This is a genomic window from Actinomadura viridis (assembly GCF_015751755.1).
Classification (GTDB): domain Bacteria; phylum Actinomycetota; class Actinomycetes; order Streptosporangiales; family Streptosporangiaceae; genus Spirillospora; species Spirillospora viridis.
In genome coordinates this window covers 64,745-82,978 of record NZ_JADOUA010000001.1, presented here as the reverse complement: position 1 = coordinate 82,978, position 18,234 = coordinate 64,745, and the positions used below count along the sequence as shown (strand labels likewise).

Annotated in this window: 17 protein-coding genes; 14 read left to right on the top strand and 3 right to left on the bottom strand. The window is 76.1% G+C overall.

Annotated elements, in window-relative coordinates; genetic code table 11:
• Nucleotides 1-99: 99 nt before the first annotated feature.
• From IW256_RS00295 to IW256_RS00265, 7 genes are read left to right on the top strand one after another with little or no spacing between them, the layout of a single operon-like run.
• A complete protein-coding gene (locus IW256_RS00295) occupies nucleotides 100-1,275 on the top strand; it encodes a radical SAM protein (protein ID WP_197009011.1) in 1,176 nt (391 codons plus the stop codon).
• Nucleotides 1,265-3,565, top strand: coding sequence for an AMP-binding protein (locus tag IW256_RS00290; RefSeq protein ID WP_197009010.1), 2,301 nt, complete (start codon nucleotides 1,265-1,267; stop codon nucleotides 3,563-3,565). The genes IW256_RS00295 and IW256_RS00290 overlap by 11 nt, the downstream gene beginning before the upstream one ends.
• Nucleotides 3,562-4,404 (top strand): SDR family NAD(P)-dependent oxidoreductase, encoded by an 843-nt coding sequence (locus tag IW256_RS00285; protein ID WP_197009009.1) that lies wholly within the window; start codon nucleotides 3,562-3,564, stop codon nucleotides 4,402-4,404. Before IW256_RS00290 ends, IW256_RS00285 begins: the two co-directional genes overlap by 4 nt.
• Entirely contained in the window at nucleotides 4,401-5,507 is a 1,107-nt protein-coding gene (locus IW256_RS00280) for an ROK family protein (protein ID WP_197009008.1), read from the top strand. Before IW256_RS00285 ends, IW256_RS00280 begins: the two co-directional genes overlap by 4 nt.
• On the top strand, nucleotides 5,461-6,618 hold the full coding sequence (locus tag IW256_RS00275; protein ID WP_197009007.1) for an aminotransferase class I/II-fold pyridoxal phosphate-dependent enzyme: 1,158 nt from the start codon (nucleotides 5,461-5,463) through the stop codon (nucleotides 6,616-6,618). The genes IW256_RS00280 and IW256_RS00275 overlap by 47 nt, the downstream gene beginning before the upstream one ends.
• Complete coding sequence (locus IW256_RS00270) at nucleotides 6,615-7,658, top strand: Gfo/Idh/MocA family protein (protein WP_197009006.1); 1,044 nt, start codon at nucleotides 6,615-6,617, stop codon at nucleotides 7,656-7,658. Before IW256_RS00275 ends, IW256_RS00270 begins: the two co-directional genes overlap by 4 nt.
• A 38-nt stretch (nucleotides 7,659-7,696) precedes the next feature.
• Nucleotides 7,697-8,590: a glycosyltransferase family 2 protein gene (locus IW256_RS00265; protein WP_197009005.1), complete on the top strand. Its 894-nt coding sequence runs from the start codon at nucleotides 7,697-7,699 to the stop codon at nucleotides 8,588-8,590.
• Nucleotides 8,591-8,607: 17 nt separating this feature from the next.
• Here the strand turns inward: IW256_RS00265 and IW256_RS00260 are convergent, their stop codons facing one another.
• From IW256_RS00260 to IW256_RS00250, 3 genes are read right to left on the bottom strand one after another with little or no spacing between them, the layout of a single operon-like run.
• A complete protein-coding gene (locus IW256_RS00260; protein ID WP_197009004.1) occupies nucleotides 8,608-9,390 on the bottom strand; it encodes a PIG-L family deacetylase in 783 nt (260 codons plus the stop codon).
• Entirely contained in the window at nucleotides 9,387-9,839 is a 453-nt protein-coding gene (locus IW256_RS00255; protein WP_197009003.1) for a type II 3-dehydroquinate dehydratase, read from the bottom strand. Before IW256_RS00255 ends, IW256_RS00260 begins: the two co-directional genes overlap by 4 nt.
• A complete protein-coding gene (locus IW256_RS00250; protein ID WP_197009002.1) occupies nucleotides 9,832-10,512 on the bottom strand; it encodes an HAD family hydrolase in 681 nt (226 codons plus the stop codon). The genes IW256_RS00255 and IW256_RS00250 overlap by 8 nt, the downstream gene beginning before the upstream one ends.
• A gap of 108 nt (nucleotides 10,513-10,620) precedes the next feature.
• Here IW256_RS00250 and IW256_RS00245 point away from each other — a divergent pair, with 108 nt between their 5' ends.
• The 7 genes from IW256_RS00245 (at nucleotide 10,621) to IW256_RS00215 (ending at nucleotide 18,226) form a co-directional block, all read left to right on the top strand.
• Nucleotides 10,621-12,147 carry an alkaline phosphatase family protein gene (locus IW256_RS00245; RefSeq protein WP_197009001.1) on the top strand — a complete coding sequence of 509 codons (1,527 nt, stop codon included), beginning with the start codon at nucleotides 10,621-10,623 and terminating at the stop codon, nucleotides 12,145-12,147.
• 85 nt (nucleotides 12,148-12,232) lie between these two features.
• Complete coding sequence (locus IW256_RS00240; RefSeq protein ID WP_197009000.1) at nucleotides 12,233-12,565, top strand: acyl carrier protein; 333 nt, start codon at nucleotides 12,233-12,235, stop codon at nucleotides 12,563-12,565.
• Between the two features lie 7 nt (nucleotides 12,566-12,572).
• Entirely contained in the window at nucleotides 12,573-13,988 is a 1,416-nt protein-coding gene (locus IW256_RS00235; protein ID WP_197008999.1) for an alkaline phosphatase family protein, read from the top strand.
• Nucleotides 13,985-14,665: a hypothetical protein gene (locus IW256_RS00230; RefSeq protein WP_197008998.1), complete on the top strand. Its 681-nt coding sequence runs from the start codon at nucleotides 13,985-13,987 to the stop codon at nucleotides 14,663-14,665. Before IW256_RS00235 ends, IW256_RS00230 begins: the two co-directional genes overlap by 4 nt.
• Before the next feature lie 2 nt (nucleotides 14,666-14,667).
• The gene (gene cysD, locus IW256_RS00225; protein WP_197008997.1) at nucleotides 14,668-15,474 is read left to right on the top strand and encodes a sulfate adenylyltransferase subunit CysD; all 807 of its coding nucleotides are present in this window, start codon (nucleotides 14,668-14,670) and stop codon (nucleotides 15,472-15,474) included.
• Nucleotides 15,474-16,823, top strand: a complete 1,350-nt coding sequence (locus tag IW256_RS00220) for a GTP-binding protein (protein ID WP_197008996.1) — start codon at nucleotides 15,474-15,476, stop codon at nucleotides 16,821-16,823. Before cysD ends, IW256_RS00220 begins: the two co-directional genes overlap by 1 nt.
• A complete protein-coding gene (locus IW256_RS00215; protein WP_197008995.1) occupies nucleotides 16,820-18,226 on the top strand; it encodes an alkaline phosphatase family protein in 1,407 nt (468 codons plus the stop codon). Before IW256_RS00220 ends, IW256_RS00215 begins: the two co-directional genes overlap by 4 nt.
• Nucleotides 18,227-18,234: the final 8 nt, after the last annotated feature.

The window sequence follows — 18,234 nt, the reverse complement described above, 5'->3', positions numbered from 1 at the left end:
AATAACTTGAGTTTTAGTTCGAATCACTCCTGTTATGAATTTTGTCAAGTCGGGTGCCGATGTCCGAGCGTCGTGCCCGGCGCCGCCTGAGGGGGCGACGTGATCGACAGACTTCTCGGCAACGACCTGGTCATCAACGAGGACTCGTGCAACCTCAGCTGCACGTACTGCCTGACCGGGCAGAGCAACCTCAAGCAGGCCCACGGCGAGCAGCTGATCTTCGGCCCGCCCACGCGCGACCACTTCCGGCCCGGCAGCCCGCTCGGCCGCCGGCTGCCGATCATCGACGAGCGGGTGGACCGGACCTTCCAGGTCCCCCTGCTCAAGGTCACCGGCGGCGAGATCTTCCTGGTCGCGGGGATCATGGACTTCATCCGCGCGCAGGCGCGCGAGCACGACGTGGTCGTCGTGCAGACCAACGGGGTGCTGCTCAGGGACGAGCACCTCACCGAACTCGCGAGCTGGGGCAACGTCGTCCTCCAGGTCTCCCTGGACAGCCACCTGTACGGCGGCAACTCCTACCGCGTGCACAGCGAGTCCCTGCACGGCAAGGTGGTGCGCAGGATCGAGACGATCCTGCGCAGCGAGCTGCCGGTGGAGATCTACGCCGTCCTCAACGACCGCAGCGTCAGCGAGATGGAGCCGTTCGCCGAATGGCTCCAGGGGTTCGACGACCCGCCGGTCTACTTCCCGTTCCCCGTACGCGGCCCCGACAGCGACCGCTTCAAGGTGCGCGACGACCAGATCCACCACATCGAGCGTTTCGCCGAGCGCTACGACGACTTCGCCCGCGTCCTGCCCCCACGTCCCTACTTCGACCGGCTGCTCAGCTTCTACCACGAGGGCGAGCGGACGTTCCGCTGCCATCTGCCCCGGCTGGTGGTCTCCACCTTCAGCGACGGCGTCGTGACGCCGTGCCCCAACATCTGGTTCTCCAACATGGGCAACCTGCTGGACGACGACTACGCCGAGACCCTCGCGGAGGTCGGCGAGACCGGCATGTACCAGGCGCTGCTCTCGCCCGAACCGCGCCTGAACGCCTGCAAGGGCTGCTTCACGCCCTGGGACACCCTCTCGATGTACTTCGAGGACGAGATCACCCTCGACGAGCTGTGCGCCGCCCCCACCTACTCGCCCCCGCGCGTACGCGCCCTGATCGCCGACCGCAAGCGCCTCTACGAGGAGGAGCGGGACGGCACCCGTCCCCCCGCGGTGGGCGCGAGACGCCGCGCGAGGGAGCGCCGCGTCGCCGCGGGGGCCGGTCATGCTCGCTGAGGCGGCGGCGGGCACCGACGCGGAACTGGCCGCGGCGTTGCGCGCGGCGCGGGTCGGGCCCGGCGAGCCGATCGCCCTGGTGGGCGAGAACGGCCCGCGCTGGCTGGCGGCCTACTGGACGCTGCTGGCGGCCGGGGCGGCACCGCTGCTCGCCGACGCGGCGGCACCGGACGCGGAGGTGCGCCGGCTGCTGGAGACCGCCGGCGGCACCCGCACGCTGCGCGTCGGCGGCGAGGCCGCGCTGACCGGTGAGCCGCCCTCCCCCGAGCCGTCCGCCCGCGCCCCCTCGTCCGGCCCCGGCCCCTCGCCCTCGTGCGGCCCCGCGCCTTCGCCCTCGGGCGGCGCCTCGCCCGCAGCGGACGGTGGCGGGAAGGTGCTCATCCCGACGTCCGGATCGACGGGCGTCCCCAAGCTCGTCTCCCGCAGCCGGGCCTCCCTCGACGCCGAGGGACGCAGGCACGCCCGCTGGGCCGCGCTGACGCCCGCCGACGTGATCGCCCTGCCGCTGCCGCTGTGGCACGCCTACGCCCTCGGCTGGGCGCACGCCGCCGCCGTGGCGGGCGCCGCGCTGCACCCGGCCCCGCCCGCCGCGCTCGGCCGCTGCGCCGAGCTGATCAACGCGGGTGCCACCGTCCTGCCGCTGGTGCCCGCCACCGCCCGGCTGCTCGCGGCGCGGGCCCCCCGCTCGATCGCGCCCGGGCACCGGCTCCGGCTGATCATGGTGGGGGCCGGTCCGGTGACCGCCGAGCTCGACCGCCGCTTCACCGAGGTCCTGGGGCTCGGCCTGGCGCGCAACTACGGTTCGACCGAGACCGGCGCCCTGTTCAGCGGCGCCCCCGGGGCTCCGGCGGGGGTCGTCGGGTGGCCGCTGGAGGGCGTCGAGTACCGCATCGACCAGGGCGAGCTGCACGTACGCGTGGACGGGGGCGGCTGGCGGGCCATGGGCGACCTGGTCGAGGAGGGGCCCGGCGGCGTGCGCGTCATCGGCCGCCGCACCCGCGCCGTCCGGCGGGGCGACCGGTGGGTCGCGCCCGACGAGGTCGAGCAGGTGCTCCGGCGCCACGGCAGCGTGGTGGAGGCCCGCGTCTCGGCGGGCCCGGCGGGCACCCTGGTCGCCGACGTCGTCACCACGCGTGCCGCCGCCGGGCCCGCCGGGGCCCTGCGCGACCACGCCGCCGCCGAGCTGGCCCCGTCCAAGGTGCCGGACCGGATCCTCCCGGTCGGCGACGTCGCCCGTACGGCGGTCGGCAAGCCCGCCGCCGCCCGTCCCCTCACCCCCGACACCGGCGCGCTGGCCGAGGCCGCGCAGGCGTACAAGCGCAGCGAGCTGCTGTTCGCGCTGGACCGCCTCGGCCTGCTGGAACGGCTCGCCCGGTCCCCGGCCACCCCGGAGGCCGCCGCCGCCGAACTCGGCCTGGACCGCGGCGCCTGCCAGGAACTCCTCGGGGCCGCGGAGGCGGCGGGCCTGCTGCGCCCGGCCGGGACCGGCACCGCCCCGGACGCTCCCGGCGAACCCGGCGCTCACGGCCCTCCCGGCGATCCCGGCAGCGCTGACGGCGATCCCGCCCCCGCCGGGCTGGACGAGTCCGTGGCCGCCCTGATCGCGCTGGAGGAACGGCTCGCGCGCACCTGGGTCACCCGGGACGCCCTGGCCGACGTCGCCCGCAACGGCATCGCGGGGCGGCGCTTCGACCGGACCCCGCCCGACCCCGAGGCCGCCGCCGCGTACCGGAACGCCATGCACTCCCCCGCCGCCTGGCGGCGCAGCCGCCTCGGCCTCGGCCTGGCCCGGCAGCGCCCCGGCCACCGCCTGCTGGAGATCACCAGTGGCCCCGGCCGGTACGCGCGGTCGGCCCGCGGCGCCGCCACGACGCTGCTGCGCGTCGGCGCGCTCGCCGGCGCCGACGCCGATCCGGACCCGCCCCGCGGCGAGTTCGACCTGGTGGTCGTCTGCAACGCCGTGCACCTGCCGGGACCGGGCAGCGACCTGGAGACCCTGGCGCGGCTGCTGGCGCCCGGCGGCACGCTGCTGATCGACGACGTGTTCCTGGACGCCCCGGGAGGCCCGCCGCCCGCAATCCGGCTGGACTGGCTGACGCACGGCGGCTGCTGGTGGCCCACCGAGGCCGGGCTCGCCGCGGGACTGGCGCGGGCGGGCCTCACCCCCGGGCGGACCGTTCACGCGGGGAGCCCGGCGGCCACGCTCGCCCTCGCGCACGCCGGACCGCGCGCCGTGCGTATGGCCGCACGTACGGCCGCTCGTACGGAGGAAGAGGAGGTGCCGTCATGACCCGCCCCTCCGGAACGACCGAAGCCGGAACGACCGGAGCCGCCGCAGCCGCCGCAGCCCCCGGGCCGGGCGAAGCCGCGGGACCGGCCCGGCTCGCGGGAAGGACCGCCCTCGTCACCGGAGCGTCCGGGCACATCGGCCGCGCGGTGTGCGCCGAGCTGGCCGCCCGCGGCGCGCACGTGGTCGGCACCCGCCACGGCGGGGAGAAGCGGGCCGCGCTGATGCTCGACGCGGTCGCCGCGGCCGGAGGGACGGGCGAGTGCGTACCGCTCGACGTCACCGACCACGACCAGGCCACCGCCCTGCTGGCCCGGCTGCGCAGGGAGAAGACCCCGCCCGAGGTGCTGGTGTGCGCGGCGGGCGGCACCGAACGCGTCCCCGCCCTGCGCGCCGGTCCGGGGACCGGCCGCCGGGCGTGGGAGCTCAACGTCGCGGGCGCCACCGCGCTGGCCGCGGCGGCGGCCAAGGGCATGCTGCGCCGCCGGTTCGGGCGGATCGTCCTGATCGGTTCCCGGGCGGGCGTGGCGGGCCTGCCCGGCCAGCCCGACTACGCCGCCGCCAAGGCCGCGCTGTCGGCCTGGGCCGCGTCGGCCGCGTGGGAGCTCGGCCGCTTCGGCGTGACCGTCAACGTGGTCGCGCCCGGCGCGGTCGAGGCCGACCCGCACGCGGAGGAGGCCGTCTACACCGCGGAGGAGGACCGCGCCGTGACCGAACGGGTCGCGGTCGGGCGCCTGGCCACCGCCGCCGAGGTCGCCGCGGCGGTCGGCTTCCTGTGCTCGCCCGCCGCGTCCTACGTCACCGGCCAGACGCTGCTCGTGGACGGGGGTGCGCGGTTTTGAGCTCCGTCCTGGCGATCGACGTCGGCGGAACCAAGGCCGCCGTCCGCGCCGTCACCGGCGGCACCGCGACGAGCGGGGCCGCGGCGGAACGCATCGTGGCCGAACGCACCGTGCGGTGGGAGGACGGCACGGCGGCCGGCGACCTGCGCCGGCTGCGGGAGGCCGCCGCCGGGCTGGGCGCCGGGCGGCCGGACGCCGTCGCGGTCGCCTTCCCCGGCACGCTGGACGCCGCGGGCGTGGTCACCCGCTGGCCGACCCGGCCGTCCTGGCGCGGGATCGACCTGCCCGGACTGCTGCGCGAATGGTTCGGCGTCCGCCCGCTCATCGGGGACGACGCCGCGTTCGCCGCGTACGCCGAGACGCACGCCCGCGACGTCCCCACCCTCTTCTACCTGGGGCTGGGCACCGGAGTGGGCGGGGCGTACGCGCGCCGCGGCGACCCTCCCGAACGTGTCACCCCCTGCGAGGCGGGCCACGTGGTCGTCCGGCCGGACGCCCCGGAACGCTGCGACTGCGGGCGGCACGGCTGCCTCCAGGCGTACGCCTCGGGCCCGCGCGTCCTCGCCGAGGCCCGCTGGCGGCGCGGGCGGCCCGTCACCCCAAGCGAGCTGGCGGCCGGGCTGCGCGCCGGGCACCGGTGGGCGCACGCCGCCCTGGACCCGGCCGTCGCCGCGCTCGGCCTCACCGTGGCCGACCTCGCCGAGCTGCTGGCCCCGGCGGTCGTGGCGATCGGCGGCGGCCTCGGCGCCGGCGTCCCCGCGCTGACGGACCGGGTACGCGCGGAGGCTGCCCGGCGGCTGCGCGCCGGAACCCCCGCCCCGGACGTACGGCCCGCGCGGTTCGGCGCGCGTGCCTCGCTGGAGGGCGCCGTGCTCGCCGCGACGCGAACCCTGCCCGTCCCTGCCACCAACCCTGCCACCAACCCTGCCACCAACCCTGCCACCGACCCGGCCACCGGGCCGGCCGCCGACCCGGCCGCCACCGGGCCGACCTCCACCACCAGGCCGGCCTCCATCACGGAGCCGGCCCCCACCACGGAAAGGAAGCAGCGGCACGATGGACGACAACCCGCTCGGCCTGCCCCCCTGGCCGTACCACGATGACACCGAACGCACCGCCCTCCTGCGAGCCCTGGACCAGGGGCAGTGGTGGCGCGCGGGAGGCGGGGAGGTCGAGGCGTTCGAGCGCGATTTCGCCGACCTCAACGGCGCCCCCGCCGCGCTGGCGGTGACCAACGGCACCCACGCGCTGGAGCTGGCGCTGCGGCTCCACGACGTGGGCCCCGGCGACGAGGTGGTGGTGCCCGCGTTCACCTTCGTCAGCACGTCCCTGGCCGTGCAGAACATCGGCGCGGTCCCCGTGCCCGCCGACGTGGACCCGCGGACCTGGTGCCTGACCCCGGACACCGCCGCCGAGGCGATCACCTCGCGGACCAAGGCGATCATCCCGGTGCACATGGCCGGGCAGATGGCCGACCTGGACGGGCTGGGCGAGCTGGCGGACGCGCACGGCTGCGTCATCGTGCAGGACGCGGCGCACGCCCAGGGCGCGTCGCGGGCGGGCCGCCGCGTCGGCGAGTACCCGTCCGTCGCCTGCTACAGCTTCCAGAACGGCAAGCTGATCACCGCCGGGGAGGGCGGCGCCCTGACCTTCCCTGACCGGGAGCTGGCCGAGCGGGCCTACCTGCTGCACACCTGCGGGCGGCCACGGGGCGACCTCGTGTACGAGCACCTGACCGGCGGCTCGAACTACCGGATGAACGAGTTCTCGGCGGCCGTGCTGCGCGCCCAGCTCGACCGGCTGCCCCGGCAGACGAAGATCCGCGAGGACCGGGCCGCGCTGCTGGACGAGCTGCTGGCGGGCCTGCCCCTCGCGCCGCAGGCCCGGGACCCGCGGACCGATGTCGATCCGCAGTACATGTACCTGCTGCTGATGGACCCGGCGCGGTTCGGCGTCGGCGACCGCGACCGGATGGTGGAACGGCTGCGCCACCTGGGCGTACCGGCGTTCCCCAACTTCCCGCCCGTGTACCGCACCGACGGGTTCTGGGCCGGTCCCGCCCCCGACGCCACGGTGGGGGAGCTGGCCGCCCGCTGCCAGGTCGCCGACACCGTCGGCATGCTCGGGCTCTGGCTGCACCACCGGATCCTGCTCGCCGAGCCGGAGACGCTCCGCCGGGTCGCGGCGCTCGTCGCCGAGACGGCCGGGGGATGACCGTGGCGCCGCTGCGCGTGGGCCTGGTCGGCTTCGGCTGGATGAACCGCACGGTCTGGCTGCCGCGCCTGCGCGCCCATCCGCGCTGCCGGGTCGTGGCGATCCTGGACCCCTACCACCCGGGGGTGCCGGAGCCGCAGGCCCAGGCGAACCTGGGTGAGTTCCTGCGCAACCGCATGGACCTGGCCTTCATCGCCACGCCCAACCGCACGCACACCGCGCTGGCGCGGGCCTGCCTGGACGCCGGGGTCACGGTCCTGCTGGAGAAACCGCCGTGTCTCTGCGCCGGCGAGCTGCGGGACCTGCGGGCGCACGCCGAACGGGCCGGGGCACGGGTCCTGGTGAGCCGCCCGGCGTCCCACCGGCGCGACGTACGGGCGCTGCGGCGCATGGCCGGGCTGCTGCTCGACCCGCCGTTCCAGGTGGAGGCCGAGTGGCTGCGCGGCAGCGGGCTGCCCCGCCCCGGGTCGTGGTTCACCGACCGCCGCGCCGCCGGCGGCGGCGCGCTCATCGACCTGGGCTGGCACGTGGCGGAGGTGGCGCTCGGCCTGCTGGACTTCCCGCGCCCGGTCGAGGTCACGGCCGAGCTGGCCGAACCGCCCGGCGTCGTGGCGGGCGGCGCCGGCTGGCGGGGCGACAGCGCCGCGCCGGGACGGGTCACCGTCGAGGCGGACGGCCGGCTGTCGGCCCGCTTCGCCGACCGGTCCCGGCTCGCGCTGCGCGCGGCGTGGCGGTCGCGGACCCCGGTGGACGTCACCCGGATCGCGGTGACGGGCGGCGGGCGGGTCGAGCTGGTCACCACCTTCGGCTTCAGCCCGCACCGGGTGCCGCGTCCCCGGCTCACCCTGGCCGCGGGCGGGCGCGGGCACGACCTGTCCGCCGCGGCCCCGCTCGCGGAGGAGTACGACCGGCAGCTCGACGACGCGGTGGCGCTGGCCGCCGGGGACGCGGACTGGCGGCCCGGCCTGGAGGAGTCCGCGGCGGTGCTGGACCTGCTGTCGGGGGCGTACTCCGCCGCGGGACGTCCGCTGGCGGCCTGAACCGTACCCGGAGGGGACCGATTTCCCGGAGGAGACCGATGCTGTCCGTCGTGATCCCGACCCGTGACAAGGCCGGCTCGCTGCGCGCCACCCTGGCCTGCCTGCTCCGGTCCCCCGACCTGGGCTCGGTGGAGATCATCGTGGTGGACGACGGCTCGGCCGACCGCACCCCCGCGCTGCTGGGAGCGGCCGGGCCGCCGGTGCGGGTGGCGTGGGCGGGCGGGACGGGCCGGGCCGCCGCCCGCAACGCCGGGGCGGCGCTGGCCCGCCATCCGTACCTGCTGTTCCTGGACGACGACATCCTGACCGGCCCCGGCTTCCTCGCCGCGCACCTGCGGCACGCCTCCGGCGCGGGCGGGGCCGGCGAATTCGTGCACGGCCCGTTGCTGGAGTTCCCGGGCGCGCGCCGCTGGCTGGAATCGGTCGCGGACGCCCCGGACGAGTCGCTCGTCGCGGACGCCGCCAAGGTGGTGGCGGGCTTCGGGCCGCGGCTGGTCCGCAACGCGCTGGAACGCGCCGTGCTGGAGATGGACGAGGGCCGCCCGCCGCGGGTGCCGTGGCTGGCCGCCGCCGGGGCCAACCTCGCCCTGCCCCGCGCCGTCTTCACGCGCCTCGGAGGGTTCGACGAGGAGTTCGGCTCGGCCTGGGGGTGCGAGGACCTGGAACTGGGCCTGCGGCTCGTGGAGGCGGGGCACCGGCCGGTGGTCGACCGGGACGCCTCGGGCGTGCACCTCACCCATGGCCGTCCCGGACGCTGGGAGGAGCACGACCTCAACCTCGCGCGGTTCGTGGCGAAACACGATCTGCCCGAGGTGCGTGCCCTTCCCGCGCTGCTCGGTGAGCGCGGTGGTCCCGGCGCCTATGCGGCCCGGCTGGCCGAGGTGGCCGAGGTGGCCGGGGTCCCCGCCGTCCCGCCGCCGCGCGGACGCTGACGGCGGGCCCGCCCGTCCTACGTCCCGTACCAGGCCCGCTCCCCGGCCCCGGCCCGCTCCCCGGCTCGCGCTCGCGCCGTGCGGGTCCGGGGTGCGGGGGTCCACGCGCGCCACACGGCGGTGCCGCCGGTGCCGGTCGCGGCGCCGCTCCGGGCATGGCGGCGGAGGGCGCGGGCGAAACGTTCCGCGTCGCCGAACATCGCCGTCACCTCCGAACGGTACTCCAGGGCGGCGGCCAGCCACTCGTCCAGGTCGGCCGGGTGCTCCTCGGCCGCCAGCCCGGCCGGGACGCGGCGCGGCGGCGCGTAGGGGAACTCCTCGTGCCAGGTCACCCTGACCCCGGACGCCCCGGCCGGGACGGGCGGGACGGCTTGGAAGGCGCCGTCCAGGGCGTACGCCGCCGCCTCGCGCACGATCTCGTGGTCCACATGGGTGCGGCGGGCCAGCGGCACCAGCACCTCGGAGGCGTCCCGCAGGTACGGGGCCAGCGCGGCGGCGACCTCGGCCACCAGGCGGTCCTCGCCGCGGTGCCGGGGCCGCCGCCGGGCCAGCGGGGTCGGGTAGAGGGGCCGCCCGTCGTCCCCGTGCCGGCGGGCGGCCTCGGTGAAGCCCAGTCCCCGTACGGAAAGCGGCCAGCGGGCCAGGGCGCGGGCGTCCTCGGCCCGCCGCGCCTCCATCCCGGGGCCGTCGAACACGTTGACCACCGTCAGGCCCCCGGGTTCGTCCGCCCACCGGCCGAGCATGCCGCCGCAGGACCAGACCGCGTCGTCGGGATGCGGGCTCAGCAGGACCCTGGTCACGCCCGCCCCGCCTTCCGCGCGAGCGCGAGCGCCGCCAGCCGGTATCCCTCGACGCCCAGGCCGCAGATCACGCCGTCCGCCAGAGGGGACAGCACCGAGGTGTGCCGGAACGGCTCCCGCGCCCAGATGTTGGAGATGTGCACCTCGATCCAGGGCGGCGGGAAGTCCTCCAGCGCGTCGTGCAGGCCCCATCCGTTCATCATCAGCGCGCCGGGGTTGACGATGGCCCCCGCGCAGCCGCCGTCGGCGGCGGCGTGCACGGCCTTGATCAGGTGGCCCTCGCACTCGTCCTGGACGGCGCGCAGCCCGAGTCCGTGCCCGGCCAGCAGGGCGGCCAGGTCGTCGACGACCTCCGGCAGCGTGGTGGTGCCGTACACCTCGGGTCTGCGCGTGCCGAGGCGGCCGAGGTTGGGACCGTTCAGCAGCAGGACCTCACCGGCGTCAGCCACGGACCGGCCCTCCTGCCGCCAGCGGTTCCAGCAGCTCGCGCGGATGGTCGATCAGCCGGTGCGGGCCCTCGGCCAGCAGCGCCGCCGGGGCGCCCTGGCCCCAGCCCGCCGCCACCACGGTCACCCCCGCGCCGTGGCCCGCGCGCATGTCGAGCGGGCTGTCGCCGAGGAACATCGCGCCCGCGGGCTCCGCCCCGCTCTCGCGCAGCGCGGTCAGCACGATCTCGGGGGCGGGCTTGGGGCGGGCCACCCGGTCGCTGCCGACGACCGGGCCGAGGAGCGGGCGCAGCCCCGTCCGTTCGAGCATCTGGACCGCCCGCCAGGTGGCCTTGCCGGTCGCGACGGAGGTGGGGACGCCGCCGGCGAGCAGGTCGCGCAGGAGCGCGGTGATCCCGTCGTACGGCCGGACCAGGCCGATCTGGTTGGTGCTCTCGCGTTCGTAGGTGGCGGCCAGGGCGGCGGGCAGCCCCACGGCGGTGAGGATCTGCGGCAGCGGCGCGCCCATGTGGGTGAGGAACTCGGCGAAGGACGGCGCGTCCCGGCGCCCGGCCTCGCGGCAGCACGCGGTGAACGCGTGGCGCATGTTCTCGGTCGTGTCCAGCAGCACGCCGTCCAGGTCGAACACCACGGCGGACGGGAGGCCGTGGCGGGACGGCTCGACGGGCCGGGTCATGTGCCCTCCTCGCATGGATGACTGGAGTTATCCAGCATAGGTGACTTTGTTGACAAGAGTAAATATGTCTGCTTAGCGTGGGTACACCCGAGTTGAGGAGGTGCGGGGATGGCGCCCGGACCGACACCCAGAGCGCTGATCTTCGGCATCGACGGCGGCAGCCTCGACCTGATCGCCCCGCTGATCGACGCCGGACGGCTGCCGGTGCTGGCCGGGCTGCTGCGTTCCTGCGCCCACGGGCCGACCACCACCACCTGGCCCGCGCACACCGCGCCGGGCTGGGCCACGTTCGTCACCGGGCGGCGCCCCGGCGGGCACGGCGTCTACCAGTTCTTCGACACCCAGGAGCCCGGCTACCGCGACCGCCTCGTCGGCACCGGCGACTACGGGTGCGGCGTGGTCTGGGAGTGGCTGGCCCGGCAGGGGCTCAGCACCGGCATCATCAACGTCCCCATGTCCCACCCGCCGCGCGACCTGCCCGGCTACCAGATCACCTGGCCCCTGGCGCAGACCCTGCGGTTCAGCCGGCCCGCCACGCTGCTGGGCGAGATGGCCCGCGCGGGCGCCGGGTTCCGCCCCGACATCACCACGATGTTCCAGGGCGACCACGCCTACTTCGACCTCGCCGTCGACAACGTCCGCGCCCGCGGCAGGTCCGTCGAGTACCTGATGCGCGAGCACCCGGCCGACGTGGTGATGGCCGTGGTCACCGAGGTCGACCGCATCTGCCACCACTACTGGCACTTCTGCGACCACGGCCACCCCCGGTACGAGCCGCCCGCCCGCGACGAGTGGGCCACCGCCGTGGCCGCGGTGTACGAGGAGGTGGACGCGATGCTCGGCGACCTCCTCGCGCTCGTCGACGACGACACCCGGGTCATGGTCGTCTCCGACCACGGCTTCGGCCCCGGCCGCCACCACGTCGCGGTCAACCGGGTGCTCGCCGAGGCGGGGCTGCTGGCCACCCGGCCCGGCGCCCCGAACGGCGAGGCGTCCTGGTTCCACGAGGACGGCCGCGTCGTGGACTGGAGCCGCACCCGCGCGTACATGCCCACCCCGCACAGCTACGCGGTGAACCTCAACCTGGCCGGCCGCCAGGACTCCGGCGTGGTACGGCCCGGGGACGCCGGCCGGGTCCGGGACGAGGTCACCGAACTGCTGGGCGGCCTGCGCGCCCCCGACACCGGCGAGCGGATCTTCGCCGAGATCCTGCCCCGCGAGGTCGCCTACCCCGGCCCGATGACGGCCGCCGCGCCCGACCTGCTGCTGGTGCCCGCCGACCAGGGCGTCCTGGCCAGCCCGAACATCACCGGGCCGGTCTGGCGGCCCAGCGAGCAGACCGGGATGCACCGCTACGAGGGCATGTGGGCCTACCGTTCACCGGCCCTGTCCCCCGGCCGCCGCGACACCCCGGTCGCGCTCGCCGACCTGGTCCCCACGCTGCTGCACGACCTGGGCCTGAGCCATCCCGCCGGGATCGACGGCCGCCCGCTGCCCGAGCTGTACGACGCGGCGCCGCCCGTCCCGTTCCTGCCCGAGGACGACGACCGCCCGGCCGCCCCGGACGACGAGGTCCGGCTGCTCGCCGAGGACGACGCCACCGCCAGGACGCTCAGCGCCATGGGCTACCTGTGACCCCGTCCGACCGGCCCCGTCCGACCGGCCCCCCGCCCGACCCCTGCCCGACCGAACGCCGCCACCCGACCGACAAGGAGAAGCGATGAGCGACACCAAGGACCGGCTGCGCCGCGTGCTCGTCGAGGCGCTGCGCCTCGACCGCGACCCGGCGGCCATCCCCGACGAGGGCCTGCGGCAGGCGCTGGACATCGACTCGGTCAACGGCCTGGAGTTCCTGATCTGGGTCGAGAACGAGTTCGACATCCAGATCGACGACGAGGACCTGTCGGTCGAGCTGGTGGACTCCCTGACCACGCTCGCCGACTACGTCGAGACGCACGGCGCCGGAGCGCAGGCCCCCGCGGCCCAGGCCGCCGGGGCACCGGCCACCGAGGCGCAGACCACGGGAGCGGGCACCGGCGGCCCGGGGCGGTGAGGCGACCATGCCGCGCCGCAGGGCCATCGTCCTGATCACCGAGGGGGCCGCGCCGGAGCTGATCGACCGCTTCGGCCCCGGCCGGCTCCCCTCGTTCCACCGGCTGCTGTCGGAGGGGACGCGCGGCACCATGCGCAACGAGCCGGTGCCGTACGAACCGCCGGGCCTGATCAGCGCGTTCAGCGGGCATCCGCCCGCCGTGCACGGAATCTTCTCGTACTGGAAGGTGCACGATCCCGACTACCGGCCCGTCGTGCTGGACAGCTCCTCGCCGCGCCGCCCGCTGCTGTGGCACCGGCCGGAGCTGTCCGGCCGCCGGGTCGCCGTGATCAACGTGTTCGGCACCCATCCCGTCCGCCCCGTCGACGGGCACGTCATCAGCTACCCGATGCGGGCCACCACGCACGCCTGCCACCCGCGCGGGCTGCCGGTGGAACTGGCCGGGGCGGGCATCCGCCCGGTCCACGACGTGGCGGTGTGGTTCTCCGGGCAGGCCCGGGAGGACTTCGTCTCCCCGGTGCTCCGGGCCGACCGGGAACGCTCGGCGGCGGCGCTGCGCCTGGCGGACGGCGCCGACCTGACCGTGCTCAACCTCACCGCGATCGACCGGCTGTCCCACGCCTACTGGCAGGAGCTGGAACCCGGCAGCCCGCTCCCCGAGAACGACCTCGCCGTGCTGCGCGCCTACCAGGTGGCCGACGAGACGCTCGGCCGGCTGCTGGACCGCGCCGACGAGCACACCAGCGTGCTGGCGTTCTCGGAGATCGGGTTCGGGCCGCTGCGGTCGTACTGCTCGGTCAACGACGTGCTGGCCGAGGCGGGCCTGCTGGTGCCGGGCCCCGGCGGGCGGCCGGACTGGAGCCGGACCGCCGCGTTCGAGTCCGTGCAGGGTTCGCAGGGCGTCAACATCAACCTCGCGGGCCGCTACCGGGAGGGCTCGGTCCCGCCGGGCGACCTGCCCGCGGTGCTCGACAAGGTGCGCGGCGTCCTGCTCGACCACGTCAATCCCCTGACCGGGCGCCCGCTGCTCGCCGGCGCGCTGCCCCGCGAGGAGGTCTACCCCGGCCCCGAGGTGGCGGAGGCGCCCGACCTGGTGCTGATCCCCGCCGACGAGCGCTACCTGCCGCTCGGCGACCCGTTCTGGTCGGGCCGCACCTACCGGAGGCTGCAGAGCGGCTGGCACCGCCGCGAGTCGTACTGGGCGGGCCTGGGACCGGCGTTCGCCGGGGCCGTCGACGGGGGCACGGCCGTGCCGCACGACATCGCGCCCACGATCATGACGATGCTCGGCCTGCCGGTCCCGCCCGACCTGCCCGGCCGCACGCTGGACGGCCACACGCCGAACGAGCCTGCGCCGGCCGAGCCTGCGCTGGACGGCCGTGTCCCAGACGGCTTCGCGCTGGACGGGGGTGCGCCGCCATGACCGCGTCCACCCGGCTGATACCGCTCGCCATCACCTGCGCCGACGCCCGCGAGGCGTGCGTGGCGGGGGTGGACGCGGCGGGGCGGTGGCTGCGCCCCGAGCCGGTGACGGTCGGCGCGGTGATCCGTCCCGGCGGCCCCTACCGCTACGGGTGGCCGGTCGACCTCGAACTCGGCCCGACCCGGGCCCGCGATCCGCGCCCGGAGGACCGCCACCTGCTCTCCGCCGCCCGTTCCTGCGACGAGCCGCTGGGAGAGGACCGGTGGGCCGAGCTGCTCGGCCGTACCTCCGATCCCGACGTCACCACCGCGCTGGCGGACCGGCGCAGCGTCGGGCTGGTACGCGCCGTGATCCGCCGCCTCCACCACCGCACGGCCTCCTCCGGCCGCCGCCACCTGCGCGCGGAGTTCACCGACGAGCGCGGCGAGACGTTCGACTGGATCGTGCCCGACCTGCGCATGGTCCGCGCGTTCCCCGCGACCGACGCCGGCCGGGCGGAGGAGTTCGCCGCCCGGTGGGCGGGGTCCACCACCTACCTCGCCGTCGGGCTGACCAAGCCCACCGGCCGCGACCCGGGCCGTTTCGGCGGCTGCCACCCGCTGGTGGTGGGCGTCCACCCGGAGCCGGGCGCGCCGGTGCCGTGGCAGCGGCCCGCCGGCGCCATGACGAAGGGATGAGCGTGCAAGCCGTAGACCGAGGTCTCGAGAACGAGACCATCCACATCCTGCGCGAGACCCGCGAGCGCTTCGAGCGGCCCGCCCTGCTGTGGTCGATGGGCAAGGACTCCACGACCCTGCTCTGGCTCACCCGCAAGGCGTTCTTCGGCGAGGTCCCGTTCACGGTCCTGCACATCGACACCTCCTACAAGTTCCCGGAGATGTACCGGTTCCGCGACCGCTACGCCAAGGAGTGGGGCCTGGACCTCACCGTCGTGCGGAACGAGGCGGCGCTGGAGGCGGGGATGGGCCCCGACAAGGCCTCCAAGCTGGAGTGCTGCACGGCGCTGAAGACCAACGCCCTGCAGCAGGGCATCCGGGACGGCGGCCATGACGCGGTGATCCTCGGCATCCGCGGCGACGAGCACGGCGTGCGCGCCAAGGAACGGGTGTTCAGCCCGCGCGACGCCTCGTTCGCCTGGAACTACCAGGACCAGCCGCCGGAGTTCTGGGACCTGCACCAGGCCACCGTCGCCGACGACGGCCACATCCGCGTCCACCCGATCCTGAACTGGCGCGAGATCGACATCTGGGAGTACGTGCGGGCCGAGGACATCCCGCTGCCCGAGCTGTACTTCGCCGAGAACGGCCGGCGCTACCGCTCCATCGGCTGCCAGACGTGCTGCAAACCGGTGGAGAGCCAGGCGAACGACGTCGTCGACATCGTCCTGGAGGTGCGGGGCGCCAGGGAGGGCGAGCGCGCCGGGCGCGCCCAGGACAAGGAGGACGCCGCCGCCATGCAGAAGCTGCGCGCCCTGGGGTACATGTGATGACCCCCCGGACACAGCACGCGCCCCCGTCCCAGGACGCCACGTCCCAGGACGCCGCGGGCCAGAACGCCCCGGGCCGGCCGGCCGCGGGCCAGGACGCCGCCGGCCAGGACGTGCCGCGGCGGACCTTCAACGTCGCGTTCGTCGGCGAGGTCGACCACGGCAAGTCCACGTTGCTCGGCCGGCTCCTGTACGACACCGGAGCACTGCCCGCCGACCGGCTGGACCTCGACCCCGAGGCGGGCGGCCTGGCGTTCCTCCTCGACGGCCTCAGCGAGGAACGCGAGGGCCTGTTCACGCTGGACACCACCCGCGCGGTGCTGGAGACCCCGTCGTGCCGGTTCGTCCTCATCGACGTCCCCGGCCACGGCGAACTGCTCAAGAACATGGTCAGCGGCGCGTCCCGCGCCGACGCCGGGGTCGTCGTGGTGGACGTCCACGAGCAGGTGGCCGCGCAGACCCGCCGGCACCTGCGGGTGCTGGAGCTGCTCGGCGTCCGCTCCGTCCTGTGCGCGGTCACCAAGATGGACCTGGCCGGGTACGACCCGGACGCCTTCGAGCGGGTCGCGGCGCAGGTCGCCGGGCTGGCCGCCGAGTGCGGCCTCGAACCGGCCGGGGCCGTCCCGGTCGGCTCGCTGCGGGGCGACAACGTCGCCGCCCCGGCGAACGGGCCCGGCGGGCCGATGCCCTGGTACACCGGCCGCACCCTGTTCGAGGCGATGGACGCGCTGGCCGTCCGCCAGAGCCGGGTGGAACCGCCGCGGTTCGTCGTCGGCGGCGTCCTGGAGGCCGGCGGCGTCCGGCGCGTCGTGGGCCGCGTCGAGAGCGGCACCGTCCGGCCCGGCCAGGAGCTGCGGATCTCCCCCGGCGGCGGGCGCTGCGCGATCGAGCTGATCGAGCGGTTCGGGGAGCCGCCGCTGGAGCGGGCCCGCACGGGCGACGACGTGGGCCTGCGGATCTCGGGCGACCAGCCCGCGCAGGGCTCCGTGCTCGCCCCGCCGGACGACCCGCCGCGGGTCGGCCGCGTCTGGCGCGCCCGCGTGCTCAACACCGGCTCCACCCCGTTCGCCCCGGGACGGCCCTGCCTGGTCCGCACCGTGGGCGGCGGGTTCGCCGGGCGGCTGGAGGCGGTGCACCGCCGCTGGGAGACCGCCGGGATGACGCCGCTGGAGGACGGCCGCCCGGTCGGCTTCAGCGAGCTGGCCGAGGTACGGATCCGGCTGGCCGCCCCGGTGGCCGCCGAGGAGGCCCGCCACTGCCCGCCGCTGGGCCGGTTCATGTTCTGCGACGCCGACGGGACCGCGCTCGGCCCGGGCGTCATCGACCACATCGAGACGGACGCGACATGACCAGGACCACCGTCATCGGGCTGGACGGCGTCCCGCACTGGCTGCTGGAGGAGCTGGCCGCCGAGGGCGTCATGCCCGCCACCCGCGAACTCCTCGGCCAGGGCGCGCTGCGCCCGCTGCGGGCCCCCGTCCCCGACATCAGCTCGACCTCGTGGGTCACGTTCCTCACCGGCGCCGACCCCGGCCGCCACGGCGTGTACGGGTTCATCGACCTGGAGCCGGGCGGCTACGGCACCTTCTTCCCGCGGCTGCCCGACGTGCGGGCGCCGCTGCTGTGGGAGCACGTCCCGGGCGACTGCGCGATCCTCAACGTGCCGGGCACCTACCCGGCGCCGCCGGTGCGCGGCACGCTGATCTCGGGCTTCGTGGCCCCCGACTTCGACCGCGCCGTCCACCCGCCCGAGGAGCGCGCGCCGCTCCGGGAGCTGGACTACCGCCTGGACGTCGACATCGACGATCCGGTCGGCGACCCGGACGGCTTCATGGACGAGGTGGAGGCGGCGCTGGCCGCGCGCCGCGCCGCGTTCCGCCGCCATCTGGAGCGCCGCCCCCGGCTGGCCGTGTGCGTCATCACCGAGACCGACCGGGTGCACCACTTCCACTGGCGGAGCCTGCGCACCCCCGGCTCCCCGCTGCACGACCGGATCCTCCGCTTCTACCGGCGGGTGGACGAGGCGATCGCCGAGCTGGCCGAGCTGGCGGGCGACGGCGCACTCATGATCGTCAGCGATCACGGGTTCGGCCCGGCCGACGCGCAGTTCTACCTCAACGCCTGGCTGCGCCGCGAGGGTTACCTCGCCCTGCCGGCCGACGCGCCCGACCTGCGCGGCATCGACGGCGCGACACGGGCGTTCGCGCTGGACCCCGGCCGGCTCTACTTCAACCACCGCGACCGCTTCCCCGGCGGCGGCGACCTGGACCGCCCCGCGCTGAAGGCCGAGCTGGCCGCGCGCCTGGCCGCCCTGCGGCTCGGCGACGGCGGCGCCGTCACCGAGGGCGGTCCCGGCCGCCCGCTGGTCGGAGAGGTCCTGGACGGCGCGCACCTGTACGCGGGACCCGAGGCCCACCGCGCCCCCGACCTCGTCGTGATGCCCGCGCACGGCGTCCAGGTCCGCGGGTCCTGGACGCAGGCCGAGCCGATCGCGCCCGGTCCGCTGACCGGCACCCACACCCGGCACGACGCCACGTTCTGGCTGCGCGGCGACCACGGCCGCGGCACCGTCGAGATGCGCGACGTCGCGCCGACGATCCTGGCGTGCCTGGGCGTGCCGCCCGGGCCGGCGATGGAGGGCGTCCCCGTCACGGGCGCGCCCGCCGGCCGCGGGTCGGGCGTGCCCGGCGGCGGCTCGGGCGTGCCCGGCGAACCCGGCGTCCGCGCCCGGCGGACGCCCGTCACACCGTGACCACCAGG